The organism is Caballeronia sp. INML2 (assembly GCF_023631365.1).
Taxonomy (GTDB): Bacteria; Pseudomonadota; Gammaproteobacteria; order Burkholderiales; family Burkholderiaceae; genus Caballeronia; species Caballeronia turbans.
Map to the genome: position 1 here is coordinate 64,288 of NZ_JALQDH010000012.1, position 15,231 is coordinate 79,518.

16 protein-coding genes are annotated in these 15,231 nt (G+C 63.1%); 4 read left to right on the forward strand and 12 right to left on the reverse strand.

Features of this window, described 5'->3' with window-relative positions; translation table 11 throughout:
- Nucleotides 1-33: 33 nt before the first annotated feature.
- Nucleotides 34-1,137, forward strand: a complete 1,104-nt coding sequence (locus NCT32_RS04200; protein WP_086961432.1) for an FUSC family protein — start codon at nucleotides 34-36, stop codon at nucleotides 1,135-1,137.
- 28 nt (nucleotides 1,138-1,165) lie between these two features.
- Here NCT32_RS04200 and NCT32_RS04205 read toward each other — a convergent pair whose 3' ends face one another.
- The 7 genes from NCT32_RS04205 to NCT32_RS04235 form a co-directional block, all read right to left on the reverse strand.
- Nucleotides 1,166-1,594, reverse strand: a complete 429-nt coding sequence (locus NCT32_RS04205; RefSeq protein ID WP_061120570.1) for a VOC family protein — start codon at nucleotides 1,592-1,594, stop codon at nucleotides 1,166-1,168.
- A gap of 174 nt (nucleotides 1,595-1,768) precedes the next feature.
- Nucleotides 1,769-2,722: a transaldolase gene (tal, locus tag NCT32_RS04210; protein ID WP_061120569.1), complete on the reverse strand. Its 954-nt coding sequence runs from the start codon at nucleotides 2,720-2,722 to the stop codon at nucleotides 1,769-1,771.
- A gap of 203 nt (nucleotides 2,723-2,925) precedes the next feature.
- Nucleotides 2,926-3,174 carry a hypothetical protein gene (locus NCT32_RS04215; protein ID WP_061120568.1) on the reverse strand — a complete coding sequence of 83 codons (249 nt, stop codon included), beginning with the start codon at nucleotides 3,172-3,174 and terminating at the stop codon, nucleotides 2,926-2,928.
- A gap of 69 nt (nucleotides 3,175-3,243) precedes the next feature.
- Nucleotides 3,244-4,440, reverse strand: coding sequence for a benzoate/H(+) symporter BenE family transporter (locus tag NCT32_RS04220; RefSeq protein ID WP_061120567.1), 1,197 nt, complete (start codon nucleotides 4,438-4,440; stop codon nucleotides 3,244-3,246).
- A gap of 16 nt (nucleotides 4,441-4,456) precedes the next feature.
- Nucleotides 4,457-5,632, reverse strand: coding sequence for a VWA domain-containing protein (locus NCT32_RS04225; RefSeq protein ID WP_250476475.1), 1,176 nt, complete (start codon nucleotides 5,630-5,632; stop codon nucleotides 4,457-4,459).
- 25 nt (nucleotides 5,633-5,657) lie between these two features.
- Complete coding sequence (locus tag NCT32_RS04230) at nucleotides 5,658-6,248, reverse strand: GNAT family N-acetyltransferase (protein ID WP_061121776.1); 591 nt, start codon at nucleotides 6,246-6,248, stop codon at nucleotides 5,658-5,660.
- Nucleotides 6,249-6,252: 4 nt separating this feature from the next.
- A complete protein-coding gene (locus tag NCT32_RS04235) occupies nucleotides 6,253-7,095 on the reverse strand; it encodes a MoxR family ATPase (RefSeq protein ID WP_061121775.1) in 843 nt (280 codons plus the stop codon).
- A gap of 396 nt (nucleotides 7,096-7,491) precedes the next feature.
- Here NCT32_RS04235 and NCT32_RS04240 point away from each other — a divergent pair, with 396 nt between their 5' ends.
- Both NCT32_RS04240 and NCT32_RS04245 read left to right on the forward strand, forming a co-directional pair.
- Nucleotides 7,492-7,857 carry a c-type cytochrome gene (locus NCT32_RS04240; protein WP_061121774.1) on the forward strand — a complete coding sequence of 122 codons (366 nt, stop codon included), beginning with the start codon at nucleotides 7,492-7,494 and terminating at the stop codon, nucleotides 7,855-7,857.
- 42 nt (nucleotides 7,858-7,899) lie between these two features.
- Nucleotides 7,900-8,277, forward strand: coding sequence for a c-type cytochrome (locus NCT32_RS04245; RefSeq protein WP_061121773.1), 378 nt, complete (start codon nucleotides 7,900-7,902; stop codon nucleotides 8,275-8,277).
- 85 nt (nucleotides 8,278-8,362) lie between these two features.
- Here NCT32_RS04245 and NCT32_RS04250 read toward each other — a convergent pair whose 3' ends face one another.
- The 3 genes from NCT32_RS04250 to rsxB all read right to left on the reverse strand — a co-directional run bounded on the left by NCT32_RS04250 (nucleotide 8,363) and on the right by rsxB (nucleotide 10,399).
- Nucleotides 8,363-8,794 (reverse strand): DUF1841 family protein, encoded by a 432-nt coding sequence (locus NCT32_RS04250; protein ID WP_061121772.1) that lies wholly within the window; start codon nucleotides 8,792-8,794, stop codon nucleotides 8,363-8,365.
- 74 nt (nucleotides 8,795-8,868) lie between these two features.
- Nucleotides 8,869-9,513 (reverse strand): endonuclease III, encoded by a 645-nt coding sequence (gene nth, locus NCT32_RS04255; protein ID WP_061121771.1) that lies wholly within the window; start codon nucleotides 9,511-9,513, stop codon nucleotides 8,869-8,871.
- A 16-nt stretch (nucleotides 9,514-9,529) separates the two neighbouring features.
- Entirely contained in the window at nucleotides 9,530-10,399 is an 870-nt protein-coding gene (gene rsxB, locus NCT32_RS04260; RefSeq protein WP_061121770.1) for an electron transport complex subunit RsxB, read from the reverse strand.
- A gap of 384 nt (nucleotides 10,400-10,783) precedes the next feature.
- On the opposite strand from rsxB, the gene NCT32_RS04265 reads away from it, so the two are divergent.
- Nucleotides 10,784-11,416, forward strand: coding sequence for a TetR/AcrR family transcriptional regulator (locus NCT32_RS04265; protein ID WP_061121769.1), 633 nt, complete (start codon nucleotides 10,784-10,786; stop codon nucleotides 11,414-11,416).
- A gap of 89 nt (nucleotides 11,417-11,505) precedes the next feature.
- On the opposite strand, the gene NCT32_RS04270 is transcribed toward NCT32_RS04265, so the two are convergent.
- Together NCT32_RS04270 and NCT32_RS04275 are read right to left on the reverse strand one after the other, a co-directional pair.
- A complete protein-coding gene (locus NCT32_RS04270) occupies nucleotides 11,506-12,777 on the reverse strand; it encodes a polyhydroxyalkanoate depolymerase (protein WP_061121768.1) in 1,272 nt (423 codons plus the stop codon).
- 383 nt (nucleotides 12,778-13,160) lie between these two features.
- Nucleotides 13,161-15,035 (reverse strand): glycoside hydrolase family 15 protein, encoded by a 1,875-nt coding sequence (locus tag NCT32_RS04275; protein ID WP_061121778.1) that lies wholly within the window; start codon nucleotides 15,033-15,035, stop codon nucleotides 13,161-13,163.
- Nucleotides 15,036-15,231 lie beyond the last annotated feature (196 nt).

The window sequence follows — 15,231 nt, forward strand, 5'->3', positions numbered from 1 at the left end:
ACGGGCGTGCGTGTTCATCGAGGTGAGCGAACCATGCTTTCTCCGACATCGACGTCACTCAGGCGCAGCCGTCTCGCGCGCCTGCTTCATTCGATTACGTCGCCGTACTTCCGCTACCGGCACGCGAACGTGATTCATGCGGTACGCGTCGCGCTCGCGATGGCGGTGTCGATCGCGGTCACCACGGGCATCGACATGCCGCACGGCGTATGGGCGTCGGTATCGGTGCTCGTCGTGATCGGCGGATTGCAGCACTACGGCAACATCCGCAAGAAGGCGGGCGAGCGCGCGATGGGCACGGCGCTCGGCGCGTTCTTCGGACTCGTGCTCATCCTCGCGCAGATGCTCACCGGCTCCGTGATGGTGTTCTTCGTGCTGATGTGCGTGATCGCGGGCGGCTGCGCCTACTATGCGATCGGCAAGGCGGGCTACGTCGCGCTGCTCACGGCAATCACCATGGTCATCGTGTCCGGCCACGGCGACCTGCCGCTTTCCACCGGATTGTGGCGCACGGCCAACGTGATGATCGGCGTCGTCATCGCGCTCGGCTTTTCCTTCGTCCTGCCGCAATACGCGACGTATTCCTGGCGATACCGGCTCGCGGACAATCTGCGCGAGTGCGCAAGGCTCTACGGCGCCTTGCTCGACGGTACGCCGCTTCTCGCGGAGGAAACCGCGCGGCGCTTCTACGCGATGAGCCAGCGGCTTGTGCAATCGCGCGGGCTGATGGAGTCGGTCGCGAAGGAAACCGATGTGCCGATGACCCGGCTCGAAGAGATCCAGCGGCTGCACCGCTCGATTCTCGCGGCGCTGGAAATGCTGGTCATGTCGATGCCCGAAGTCGCGAGCGCCACGCCTAGCCGCTTCGCGATCGCGTGCTCGCCGGGCGAGTACGCGGTGCGCCAGCAGCTTCTGCAGATGGCTCGCGCGTTGCGCTTCGGGCGCGTGGGATTGTTGTACCGCGCAGTGGATGCGCCGGGCGTGCCGCCATGCCCGGACGACGACGGAAACGCGACGACGCAGGGCATGCACTGGCTCGCGATGCGTTTCGTGGAGCAGGTGGATCGCCTGCGGCTGCGTCTGTCGGAAATCGAGCGGCAGTGGAATATCGAAGGCGCGCGAGCGCTCAATCCATGAATTGATGACGCGATGAAGCGATGACCACTCAGGCCGTCCGTGCTTCGCCTTCGTGCACCACATTGATGAGCCACGGCACGCCGAAACGATCCGTGAGCATGCCGAAGCCTTGCGTCCAGAACGTGGATTGCCACGGCGTCAGGATGTTGCCGCCCTCGGCGAGCATGTTGAAAATGCGCTCGCCGGATTGCGCGTCCTCCGCGGCGATCGACAGCGTGAAGCCCGAGTAGTCCTTGCGCGGCTGACCGTAGCGGCCGTCCGAGACCATGATCGCGTTCGGGCCCACGCAAAACACCGCGTGCATGATCTTGTCCTGCCAGTCGGGCGGTGCGTTGCCGCCGTCCGGTGCGTCACGGAAGCGGACCAGCGTGGCGATCTGCGCGCCGAATGCTGCCTGATAGAGTTCGAGCGCCGCAGCGCAATCGCCGTTATAGAAGAGATAGGTGTCCAGTTGCATGACCGGTGACTCCGTGCATATGAAGCGGACATGCCGCCAAAGCTCGAAAGTCTATTGCAACGGGGTCCCACGTTGACTCGGAAACCGTCAAATTACGTCAATAGGCAGCGAAATAGAAAAAACCGCACGTCGCACCAATCTTCCGGGGCGACGTGCGGTTACTTCATGCCTGCGTCATTGAAGCGCGGTGATCAGCTTCTCGAGCTTGATCGCATCGGCGGCGAATGCGCGGATGCCTTCCGCGAGCTTTTCGGTTGCCATTGCGTCGTCGTTGACGAGGAAGCGGAAGGTCGGCTCGTCGACGGCAATCTTCTCCACGTTCTCGTTCCTGACCGCTTCCGGCGAGAGCTTGCGCTCGACGCGGTCGTTGCTGTCGGCGAGTTTCTTCAGGAGGTCCGGGCTGATCGTCAGCAGGTCGCAGCCGGCGAGCTCGGTGATCTGGTTCACCGTGCGGAAGCTCGCGCCCATGACCTCGGTCTTGTAGCCGAACTTCTTGTAGTACGAGTAGATGCGCCGCACCGACTGCACGCCCGGATCGTTCGCGCCGCCGTTCTTCACTTCGTCCCATTCCGCGCCGGCGGACTTCTTGTACCAGTCGTAGATACGGCCGACGAACGGCGAAATCAGTTGCGCGCCCGCTTCGGCGCACGCGACCGCCTGCGCGAGCGAGAAGAGCAGCGTCATGTTGCAGTGGATGCCTTCCTTCTGCAGCACCTCGGCCGCACGGATGCCTTCCCACGTCGACGCGAGCTTGATGAGCACGCGATCGCGGCCGATGCCCGCGTTCTCGTACAGCTTGATGATGTCGTGCGCCTTGTCGATCGACGCTTTTGTATCGAACGAGAGGCGTGCGTCGACTTCGGTGGACACGCGGCCCGGAATGATCTTGAGAATCTCGGTGCCGAACGCCACGAGCAGATTGTCGATGATCTGCGGCATCGGCTTCTTCGCGTGCTCCTTGACGGTCTTTTCGAGCAGCGGCTTGTAATCGTCCTTCTGGACGGCCTTCAGGATCAGCGACGGATTCGTGGTCGCGTCCTGCGGCTTGAACTGAATGAATTGCTGAAAGTCGCCCGTGTCGGCGACGACGGTCGTGTACTGCTTGAGCTGGTCGAGAGCGGATGTCATGTGGAGTCTCAGACGCGTTGCGCCTTGTCAAATTGCGGTAACCAACCCGCGGATTGCCCATGATTGCGACGCCGTGCGGCGACTTCTTCGCGCGGCGCGCCCCTGAATGTCATTCTCCCATTCTAGTCCCGAGCGTGGCGAGCGCGCTGATACCGTGTGCGCCGGTTTTCGACCGGGAGCGAGACTGCGCGTTCAAACGCCTTTCAGTCGGCCGCGTAGGCGAGCTCGTGCCACCGCCGCACCGTGCCCGAGCCGAGCTGACCCCGTGCGAAGCGCATCTTGCGAACTTCGTCGAGCGCGTGGGCGTCCTTCGCCGGATCGCCGCAACTCAGTTTTAGGACGACGTCCTGGACGTGCCCGGCGTCGTCGAGCAGCACGCGCACGATTGTCTTGCGTTTCTGGGTGGCGCCGGGCGGCGTGGAGCGCGCCAGCAGTTTGTCGATCAAGGCCATGACGGAAATACGAATGTATTGCGGAGAACCGGCCTGAAATCGGGGCCGATTCCGTCATTGTAGGCCGCGTCAGGATCGTCTGGCATTGAGCACGAAATGTGTCAAAACGCCCGCGATCAATCCCCAGAATGCGGAGCCGATCGACAATAGCGAGAGGCCCGATGCCGTCACCATGAACGTGACGAGCGCGGGCTCGCGCTGACGCGCGTCCTGCATCGCGTTGGTGAGACCGCTCATGATCGAGCCGAAGAGCGCGAGCGCGGCCACGGACACGACCAGTTCCTTCGGAAATGCCGCGAACAGGGCGGCGATCGTCGCGCCGAACGTGCCCGCGATCAGATAGAAGATGCCGCACCAGACCGCCGCCGTGTAGCGTTTGTCGCGCTCCTCGTGCGCCTCGCGGCCGGTGCAGATCGCGGCGGTGATGGCCGCGAGATTGACGCCGTGCGAGCCGAACGGCGCGAGAACGAGCGACGCGATGCCGGTCGTCGAGATGAGCGGGGCGGAGGGCGTCGTGTAGCCGTCGGCGCGCAGGACGGCGATGCCCGGCACGTTCTGCGACGCCATTGCGACGACGAAAAGCGGAATGCCGATGCTGATCGCCGCGGCGAGCGAGAACGCGGGCATCGTGAAAACCGGATGCGCGAGCGCGACGTGAAAGTGCGTGAAGTCGAGCAGCCCGAGCCCGCCTGCGATCGCGATGCCTGCGATGAGCGTGGCGGGAATCGCGTAACGCGGCACGAAGCGCTTGGCCGTGAGATACGTGAAGAACATCGCGATGACGAGCGCGGTCCGGTGCCCGGCGGCGCGAAAGATCTCGATGCCGATCTCGAAGAGAATGCCCGCGAGCAAGGCGGCGGCAATGCCCGACGGAATGCGCTTCATCAGCGTGTCGAACCAGCCGGTGAGACCGACCGCGCTCATAAGCACCGCGCAGACGATGAACGCGCCGATCGCATCGGCATACGCGACGTTCGGCAGCGACGACACGAGGAGCGCCGCGCCCGGCGTGGACCACGCGACGACGATCGGCGCGCGATAGCGCAGCGACAGCCCGATGGTGCAGACCGCCATGCCCATCGAGAGCGCCCAGATCCACGACGAAATCTGCGCGTTGCTGAGATGCGCGGCCTGGCCCGCCTGGAACATCAGCACGAGCGAACTGGTGTAGCCGGTCATCATTGCGACGAAGCCGGCGACGATGGTCGAGAGGGACGAGTCAAAGAAGGGACGCAGCGCGACGGGCGCCGTGGGAGAGGCTTTCATGCTGGTTCTATCGGTTTTATTTCGACAACGCGCGCATGGCGGTTTCGAGGCCCGCCATGGTGAGCGGGTACATGCGATTGCCGAGGACATTGCGGATCGCCGAAATCGACTGGCGGTATTCCCATAGTCGCTCGGGCTCGGGATTGAGCCACGCGTGATGCGGAAACTGATCGGCGAGCCGGCGCAACCACACCGCGCCCGCTTCGGCATTGTTGTATTCGACGGAGCCGCCAGGCTGCAGCACTTCGTAGGGACTCATGGTCGCGTCGCCGACGAAGATCAGCTTGTAGTCGGGCGTGAACTTGTGCAGCACGTCGAAGGTCGGCGTGCGTTCGGTGTGACGTCGCCGATTGTGCTTCCACAGATAGTCGTACACGCAGTTGTGGAAGTAGTAGAACTCGAGATGCTTGAACTCCGCCTTCGCCGCCGAAAAGAGTTCTTCGACGCGCTTGATGTGATCGTCCATCGAGCCGCCGACATCGAGCAGCATCAGCACTTTCACGTTGTTGTGACGCTCTGGAACCATCTTGAGGTCGAGCCAGCCCGCGTTGGCGGCGGTGCTGCGGATGGTGTCGGGCAGATCGAGCTCTTCGGCCGCGCCTTCGCGTGCGAAGCGCCGCAAGCGACGCAGCGCGACCTTGATATTGCGCGTGCCGATTTCGACCTGATCGTCGTAGTCCTTGTACGCGCGCTCGTCCCACACCTTCACGGCGGTTCGATTCCCCGACGATTCCCCGCCGATACGAATGCCTTCCGGGTTATAGCCGCCGTGCCCGAAGGGCGACGTGCCGCCCGTGCCGATCCACTTGTTGCCGCCTTCGTGGCGCTCCTTCTGCTCGTCCATCAGCTCTTTCAGACGCTCCATGAGCTTGTCGAGGCCGCCGAGCGCCTCGATGCGCTTCTTTTCCTCCGCGGTGAATTCGCGGTCGAGGCGCTTCTTGAGCCAGTCGAGCGGAATGTCGAAGGCTTCGTCGGGAAGCTGCGTCACGCCGTGGAAGTACGTGCCGAACGCGCGATCGAACTTGTCGAAGTACTTCTCGTCCTTCACGAGCGTCATGCGTGAGAGGAAGTAGAACTCGTCGAGCGACGGCGAAATCACCTGCGCCTTCAGCGCTTCGAGCAAAGTCAGATATTCCTTCACCGAGACGGGCAGCTTCGCGTCGCGCAGCGAGTAGAAAAAGTCGATCAGCATGGCGCGCTCTCCATCGTGACGGGTTTCAGCGGTTGAGCCGGTAGGTCAGATTGGCGCGCACTGCCGGCCACTCCGACTGGATGATCGAGAACACGACGGTATCGCGCAGCACGCCATCGCGGCCGATCTGATGATTGCGCAGGATGCCGTCCTGCTTTGCGCCGAGCCGCGCGATCGCGGCGCGCGAAGCGTGGTTCATGAAATGCGTGCGGAACTCCACCGCGATGGCATCGAGCTTCTCGAACGCGTGCGTCAGCAGCAGCAACTTGGCTTCGGTGTTGAGCGCCGTCTTCTGCACGCGTCGTGCGTACCACGTATGGCCGATCTCCAGCCGCCGATTCGCTTCGTCGACATTGAAGTACCGCGTCGAACCGACGACATCGCCCGTCTTCGCATCGATCACCGCGAACGCAAGCGCGCCGAGGCGCTCGCGCATGTCGAGCGCGGTGTCGATGTAACCGCGCGTCTTGTCGGGAGAGGGCACGAACGTGTACCAGAGCTTCCACAATTCGCCGTCGCTCGCGGCGGCCGTGAGCGCCTGTTCATGACCGGCCGTGAGCGGCACGATCCTGACATGCTCGCCTTCCAGTGTGACGGGTTCGATCCAGCGGCTCATTTCTTTAGCGATGGTTGCGGTTCATGAAGAGCAGACGCTCGAACAGCGCGACGTCCTGTTCGTTCTTCAGAAGCGCGCCGTGCAGCGGCGGGACGATCTGCTTCTGATCGGACGAGCGCAGGGCTTCGGGCGGAATGTCTTCGGCGAGAAGCAGCTTGAGCCAGTCGAGCAGTTCGGACGTCGACGGCTTTTTCTTGAGTCCCGACACGCCGCGCAGCTCGAAAAAGCTCTGCATCGCGGCGGCGAGCAGATCCTGCTTGATGTTCGGGAAGTGCACCTCGACGATCGCCTTCATCGTCTCGGCATCCGGGAACCGGATGTAATGGAAGAAGCAGCGGCGCAGGAACGCGTCCGGCAGTTCCTTCTCGTTGTTCGACGTGATGATGACGAGCGGCCGGTGCTTCGCTTTCACGAGCTCGCGGGTCTCGTACACGTAGAACTCCATGCGGTCGAGCTCGCGCAACAAATCGTTCGGAAATTCGATGTCCGCCTTGTCGATTTCGTCGATGAGCAGCACGCTCTGCTGGTCCGAGTCGAACGCCTGCCACAGCACGCCCTTGACGATGTAGTTGCGGATGTCCTTCACGCGCTCGTCGCCGAGTTGCGAATCGCGCAGGCGCGAGACCGCGTCGTATTCGTAGAGGCCTTGCTGCGCCTTGGTCGTCGACTTGATGTGCCATTGCAGGAGCGGCATGCCGAGCGCGCCCGCGACTTCTTCCGCGAGCATGGTCTTGCCGGTGCCGGGTTCGCCCTTGATGAGCAGCGGCCGTTGCAACGTCATCGCGGCGTTCACCGCGAGCTTGAGATCGTCGGTTGCGACGTATTGCGATGAGCCTTCGAAACGCATGACGAAGATCCGGTCAGGAAAAAAATCCCAGTATAAGTCAGAAGACCTTTCGGCATGGAGGGGCGCCGGGTATCGTTTGAGCCGCTCCATCGGCGGGTTGCCGCAGCGTGCCGAACGCGTGTGCAGCGTGCGCGCAAGCGGGTTCATCGCGTGTACAGGGACGAATTGTCGCAGGCCACGTGACTGCTTTTCAGCCGATTCCCCTTGCCAGCAGGGCTTCGGCGCGGTTCGCGTGTGGACGGGGGGTAGGTCGCGCGGTACAATTAGCGCGATTTTTTTGGCCTGCGTGGCGACAGACCCTGTAGCAGCAAACAGTCCCGAGAAGGTTGTAAGCGCTCGGCGCGGGCCGCGGCCTTTGGAGCGCCGGATTTCCCCTCAAGCCAGGTTAGAAGAGCTATGAACAATTTCGTCGGCAAATGTGCCGTGATTGCAGCGCTGTCCGGTCTCGCCGGCTTCGCGACCCAGGCGTCGGCCGACGTCGTCGGCAACGCGAAGGCCGCAGAGGGCAAGGTCGCGATGTGCATCGGCTGCCACGGCATCCCCGGCTATCGCACCGCGTACCCCGAAGTCTACGAAGTGCCGATGCTGGGCGGCCAGAACGCGCAGTACATCGCCAATGCACTGCACGCCTACAAGAAGGGCGACCGTCATTTCGACACGATGCGCGCCATCGCGACGACGCTGTCGGATCAGGACATCGCCGATATCGCCGCGTACTATGCCGCGCAGACTCCCCAATCGAAGAACAATCCCGACAAGTGATCCGCGCGTGACACGGCAAAGCGATAACGGGAAGGAGAATCCATGAAGCCCTCCAAGGCACTTCACACCAGCTTCAAGGCAGCATGCGCGGCAGCGGCGCTCATCGGCATGACGGTCGGCGCGGCGCACGCGGCCGATGTGAGCAACGGCAAGGCGCTGTCCGACAGCCACAACTGCGCGGCCTGCCACGGCCCCGGGCTCAACAAGCCGGTGAGCGGCGAGTATCCGCGGCTCGCAGGCCAGCATGCGAGCTATATCTACTGGGCGCTGCGCCAGTATCAGATCGGCGGCAACAACCCGAACTTCGGCCGCAACAACGCCATCATGGCGGCGCAGGTGCAGAGCCTGTCGCAGAGCGATCTGAAGGATCTCGCGGCGTATATCGAATCGCTCGACGGCAGTCTCGTGCTGAAGAAGTAAGCGCGCGGCTTCGAGGTCTCGTCAGCAGACAGCACCCCGCTTTGCAAGCGGGGTGTTTTCATTTGGCGGCGGTGTTTTCGCGTGCTCAGTCGCGCGAAGCACGACGCTCGATCAGCGCCAGGTAGGCGTCCGTATCCGGCGGCGTGCCCGAGCGCTGCGCTTCCCAGATCACCTGTCCGAGGCAATCCATGATCGCGTGCTGCGCGTCATGCGGCGAGCCCAGGCGCGCGACCAGCTTGTCGTGCGCGCGGCGGATGCCCGGCGGCTGATCGATCGACAATTGCTCGCTGATCGCAAGATGCATCGACAGATGCAGAAACGGATTGGTCTGGCCGCGATCGGGCGAGTAATCGGCCTCGCGAGAATCGGGATTCACGAGCGCGTCGTGATATTCGGGATGCTCGCCGATCCAGTCGGCGGCCATGCTTTCGAGCGGCGTCAAAATCTCGCCGGCGCGTTCCTTGCGCCAGGTATCGGTGAAGAACTGGCGAACTTCGTCGCGGCTGGGGTTGAACATAACGTATTGATTCGATTGCGGGTTTCCGAACTCGCTATTGTAGACCGCGGCGCACCCGGTCCGCCAAAACCGGCTCATTCGACCGGCGCAGGCGTCTTCGGCCGATATTCGCAGAGCGGCTCGATCGCGCAATGCCAGCACTCGGGAACGCGCGCCTTGCACACGTAACGGCCGTGCAGGATCAGCCAGTGATGCGCGTCGTGCAGAAACTCTTTCGGCGTGAACTTCTCGAGCGCGGTCTCGACCGCGCGCACGTCCTTGCCCGGCGCGAGCCCCGTGCGATTCGCGACGCGGAAGATGTGCGTATCGACGGCGATCGTCGGCTGCCCGAACGCCGTGTTCAGGATAACGTTCGCCGTCTTGCGTCCGACGCCCGGCAGCGCTTCGAGCGCCTCGCGATTGTCGGGCACCTCACCACCGTATTGATCGATGAGAATGCGGCACGTCGCGATCACGTTCTTCGCCTTCGTGCGGTAAAGCCCGATCGTGCGAATGTATTCCGATACGCCTTCTTCGCCGAGCGCGAGCACCGCCGCCGGCGTATTGGCCACAGGAAACATCTTGCGCATCGACTTGTTGACGGAGACGTCGGTCGCTTGCGCGGACAGCATCACGGCGATCAGCAGTTCGAACGGCGTCGTGTATTCGAGCTCCGTCGTCGGATGCGGATTCAGGCTTTGCAGCGTCTCGTAGATGGCGCGGCGCTTCGTGGCGTTCATGATTCGATGTCCGTTCTCACGCGGGTCTGTCGCTGCGATCGTGCTCGCCGGGATGGGACGCGTTTTCGTCGTCCGTCAGACCGAGACGGCGTCGGCGTTGCTCGGCGGCGTCGATCTGCGCCTGCACCGCGGCGCTGACGTGGTCCGTGTTTTTGGGACCCGCGCCGAGCTTCGCCATCTCTTCTTTCTTTTTACGCGCGCGTTCCAGCGCGGCCTGGATGATCGCGCGTTTCTTCGCTTCCGGATCGTCGCTCGCGGCTGGCGCGGCAGCGGGCGCGGCCGCTTGCGCTGGCGGCGCTTCGGGCGCTGGCTGGTCCGCTTGTGCGGCGCGCGCTGCCTGACGCGCGCTTGCCCGCGCTTCCGCAGCCGCGCGCTCGCGTTCGAGGCGCGCGACGCGGCGGTCGTGCCGTGCGCGCGCCGCATCGGCTTCGTCCTGGCTCCAGGCATCCCAGCCGGTGCGCTCGCCGGTGACGGGCACCATCGCGATGCAATCGACCGGGCAGGGCGGCACGCACAGATCGCAGCCCGTGCACAGCTGCGCGATGACCGTGTGCATCTGCTTCGCCGCGCCGACGATCGCATCGACCGGACACGCCTGCATGCACAGCGTGCAGCCGATGCACGCGTTCTCGTCGATCACGGCGACGGGCCGCGCGCGTTCGAGGCCGTGCGTCGTGTCGAGCGGAATATTGGGCTTGCCGAGCAAGGCGGCCAGTCGCGCGACGCCTTCGGCGCCGCCCGGCGGGCACTGGTTGTAGTTCGCCTCGCCCGCGGCGATGGCGTCGGCATACGGTCGGCAGGCCGGATAGCCGCACTTGGTGCATTGCGTCTGCGGCAGCAGATCTTCGATGCGCTCGGCGAGCGTCTTGGGAACGGTTGCGGTCACGAGGAATTGCGATGATGCCTTGGGGACTGGCGCAGCATGTGCGCGACGCGGGCGAAGGGCGTCGCTGTGATCACGCCGCGCTTCGATGCGAGAAAACGCTTCGGCGTACACGACGACGGCACGCTGCCTGTTCGGCGCGTGTCCCGCTTTCCGGCACGCGCTCGGCTTTGACCGACATTATCGCCGAAGTCGTCAACCGTCGTGGCGAATGGCTTTCAATCCTAATTGCCAATGTCCTTCGATGTGCGCATAATCGAAGCGCTTTTCCGTTTGACCGCAGGACGGTGTTTCCCAATAACCATGGGCAGCGCCCGTTCACGTCATGTACCCCAATGCGGGCCGCGTGACGCTAATCCGGCAACGCGGCTCCCGAGTCATGCCACCATGAATCAGCCGAAAATCAAAAGAGATCCTGAAGGCACCCGGCGCCGTATTTTACTTGCCGCCGCAGAAGAGTTCGCTGCCGGAGGTCTGTTCGGCGCCCGCGTCGATCAGATCGCACGCCGGGCGGAGACCAATGAACGCATGCTCTATTACTACTTCGGTAGCAAGGAGCAGTTATTCACCGCCGTGCTCGAACATGCCCTTGCCGCGCTCGTCGATGCCGAGCGTACGCTCGAACTCGACGGCGTCGCGCCCATCGAAGCAATGACGCGTCTTGCGCATTTCGTCTGGGATTACTATCGGGATCACCCGGAATTGCTGCGCCTCATCAATAACGAAAATTTGCATGAGGCGAGATATATCAAAGGTTCGAATCGAATCCGCGAACTCATTTCGCCGATGGTCACGACGCTCACGGCCATTCTCGATCGTGGCCAAAAGGCAGGATTGTTTCGCACCGACGTCGATCCGCTCAAGCTCTACATCGTACTGTCGGGACTCGGCTATTACATTGTCTCGAACCGATTCACGCTCGAAGCGAGTTTCGGGCTCGATTTCAACGAGCCGGGCCAGCGCGAGCAGATCGTCCGCATGAACACCGAATTGCTGCTGGCTTATCTGACACGCCGCTGATCGGACGCTGTCAAAGAAAAGACGTCGCGCCTTCTGCAAGGCGCGACGTCTTTATTCGAGCGATGGAATCGGTCCCGCCGCGCGCGTACTTACGCGGGCACCGCTTCCGTTTTCGGCGTCTTGTCGTGCTCGAGAATGAACTCGCGCAGCTGCGGATACACCATCGTGCGCCAGCGACGGCCCGAGAAGATGCCGTAGTGGCCGGCCTTCTCCGCCGTGAAATGCCGCCTGTGCTTCGCCGGAATGCCGGTGCACAGATCGTGCGCGGCGCGCGTCTGGCCGCTGCCGGAGATGTCGTCGAGCTCGCCTTCGATCGTGAAGAGTGCAGTGTGCTTGATGTCCTGGGGACGCACGAGTTCGTCGTTGACTTCCCAGGTGCCTTCTGCGAGCCGGAACTCCTGGAACACGATGCGGATCGTCTCGAGGTAATACTCGGCGGCCATGTCGAGCACGGCGTTGTATTCGTCGTAGAAACGGCGATGTTGCTCGGCGTCGTCATCGTCGCCGCGCAGCAGGTTTTGATAGAAGTCCCAATGGGCCGTGAGGTGGCGTTCCGGATTCATCGCGACGAAGCCCGCATGCTGCAGGAAGCCCGGATAAACCTTGCGTCCGACGCCCGGATAATTCGCCGGCACCGTGTAAATGACGTTGTTCTCGAACCATCCGTAAGAGTGCTCGTTCGCGAGCGAGTTGACGGACGTCGGGCTGCGGCGCGCGTCGATCGGGCCGCCCATCATCGTCATCGTGCGCGGCGTGTCTTCGCCACGGCTCGCCATCAGCGAAATGGCGGCGAGCACCGGCACGGTCGGCTGACACACGGAGATCACGTGCAGATCCTTCGCGCCGATGTGGCGGATGAACTCCTGAATGTACTCGACGTAATCGTCCAGATGGAACGGGCCGTTCTCGATCGGCACCATGCGCGCGTCGATCCAGTCGGTGATATAGACCTTGTGGTCTTGCAGCAGCGTTTTCACCGTGTCGCGCAGCAGTGTCGAGTGGTGACCCGAGAGCGGCGCGCACACGAGCACGATCGGCTCGTTTTTCAGCTTGGTGACGGTGGCGCTGTCGTCGGCGAAGCGCTTGAAGCGCAAGAGACGGCAGAACGGCTTCTCGATCACGGTCTGCTCGACGATCGGGATGTTATGCCCGTCCTTGACGATCTGATGAATGCTGAACTCTGGCTTCTCGTAGTCCTTGCCGAGCCGGTAGAGCAACTCGTAACCCGCGGCCAGACGACTCGAGCCGGGAATATAGGCGAGCGGACTGGCCGGATTGACGAAAGATTTCGATGCGGCCTCTGCCCATGCTGTGAGGGGAGACAGCATTGCTCGCTGGAATTCGTGAATTTGATAGAGCATGGTTGCCCCAGTAACTCCGGTGGAACCGGTACGCCCGTTGATCCCGGCAATACATCCGGCGATGAACATCAACGGCATTCGATGACCCCCCGCAGCGTGGCGAGTTGTTGCCATGCTGCCGGGGCACTGTCTTTACTGCGATGCTTCCTGCCTGCGTTTCCTGCCTGCGTTTCCCGCCTGCGTTTCCCGCACTACCAACCGCGCAATACCGACGCCCGGACAACCTTGACTCGGCGCGGGCAAGATTTTCCGCGCATTAAGCATTGATTTCAACCGATCGGTCGAATTTGCCGGCCTGGAAACAACAGATCGCTGTAACTTATTATTTGTGCATTGCAACAATATAACCGCCAAACACCAATTTCACCAAACAAAACAGTTATTTAAGACTTTCCTGTCGCAGCATCGATCTCGGCTTGCGCTTCCGGCTCGTCGTGATTGCCTGAGCCGGATGGCTGGCCCGTGGCCTTTGCCATCTCCTGCTCGTGACGCATCAGGTTCATCCCGGTGTGCACCAGCGCCACGTGGGTGAAGGCCTGCGGAAAATTCCCGACCATGCGCTTCGCCACCGTGTCGTACTCCTCGGCCAGCAGCCCGACGTCGTTCGCGAGACCGACGAGGCGCTCGAACATGGCGTGCGCTTCATCGATCCGGCCCTGCAGCGCCAGATTGTCGACCAGCCAGAAGCTACAAGCCAGAAACGTGCCTTCTCCGGGCGGCAACCCGTCCGCGACTTCGGCGGTGTGATAACGCTTGACGAGGCCATCGTGCGTCAGATTGGTCTCGATCGCATGTACGGTTCCGGTCACTCGCGGATCGTTTGGCGGCAAAAAGCCGAGCAACGGGATGAGCAGCAGGCTCGCATCGAGCGCATCGCTGCCGTAGGCCTGCGTGAACGAGTTCAGCGCCGGATTCCAGCTCTTTTTCAGCACCTCGGCGCGGACGCGCGCGCGCATCGCGCGCCAGTGGTCGATCGGGCCAGGCAGCTCGAACTTTTCCGCCGACTTGATCGCGCGGTCGTAGGCGACCCAGGCCATGACCTTCGAAAACGTGAAGTGCTGGCGGCCGCCGCGCACTTCCCAGATGCCTTCGTCGGGCTCCTCCCAGATGGTGTCGAGGTGCTGCAGCATCGCGCACTGGATCGACCAGGCGGTTTCGTCGCTTTGAAGGCCGCCGACGCGCGCAAGGTGCAGCGCGTTCATCACTTCGCCGTAGACGTCGAGTTGCAACTGATCGACCGCACCATTGCCGATGCGCACCGGCGACGCGCCCTCGTAGCCGGGAAGCCACGCGATCTCCCACTCGGGCAGGCGCCGCTCGCCCGCGATGCCGTACATGATCTGGATCTGCGACGGCGAACCCGCCATCACGCGCCCCAGCCACGCCCGCCACGCGCGGGCTTCGTCGTAGTAGCCGCCGCGCATCATCGCGAGCAGGGTAATGGTCGCATCGCGCAGCCAGCAGTAGCGATAGTCCCAGTTGCGCGTGCCGCCGAGCTGCTCCGGCAGCGAAGTCGTGGGCGCAGCGACGATACCGCCGGTCGGCTCGTAGGCGAGCGCCTTGAGCGTGATGAGCGAGCGGCGGATCGCGCTCGCCCAGCGGCCCTCGAGCTCGCTTTGCCCCGACCATTCGCGCCAGTGATTCTCGGTGCGCGCGAGTTGGGTATGCGGATCGGACGCGTGCGGCAGGCGCAGATGCGACTGCGAATAGCACAACGAGAAGGGCACGCGCTCGCCGGCGGTCACGTCGAAAGAGGCGGTAGTGCGCATGTTTTCGCCCACGAGATCGACCGGCGTGCGCAGCAGCGCGAGATCCGGCCCGGCGATCGCGCGAATGCCGCTGTCGTCGGGCAGGCGGCAGACCCAAGGCACCACCGAGCCGTAATCGAAGCGCAACACGAGCTCCATTTTCATGCGCACCGTGCCGCGTCGGCCGATCACGATGCGCACCAGCTCCGAATGCCCGTTGCGCAAGGGCATGAAGTCGACGATCGTCACCGCGCCTTGCGGTGTTTCGAAATCCGTTTCGAGGATCAGCGTGTCGTCGCGATAGCGGCGCCTGGTGACGGGCATTTCGCCGTCGGGCATCTCGGGCGCGAGGAGCCATCGGCCATGCTCGGGCGTGCCGAGCAGCGCCGCGAAGCACGCGCCGGAGTCGAACCGTGGCCAACAGAGCCAATCAACGGAGCCGTCGCGGGATATGAGGGCGGCGGTATGGCCGTCGCCGACCATCGCATAGTCTTCGATCAGTGCTGGCATAAGCGAAACATCTTCCTGCTGGCGGCGCATGTCGAATCGAAACGCGCCGCGGGTTGAGCAAAATGTTCGGGACGCGCGTGCCCCGAGCAAAGCGCGGCGTCGTGGACGAATGACGCGACGCACGCCACGCACCTTTCTGGCCGCATTCTGCCCCAATCGTTCGCGGCAAGCAGAAAACCGGGCCGCGCGTGACGAC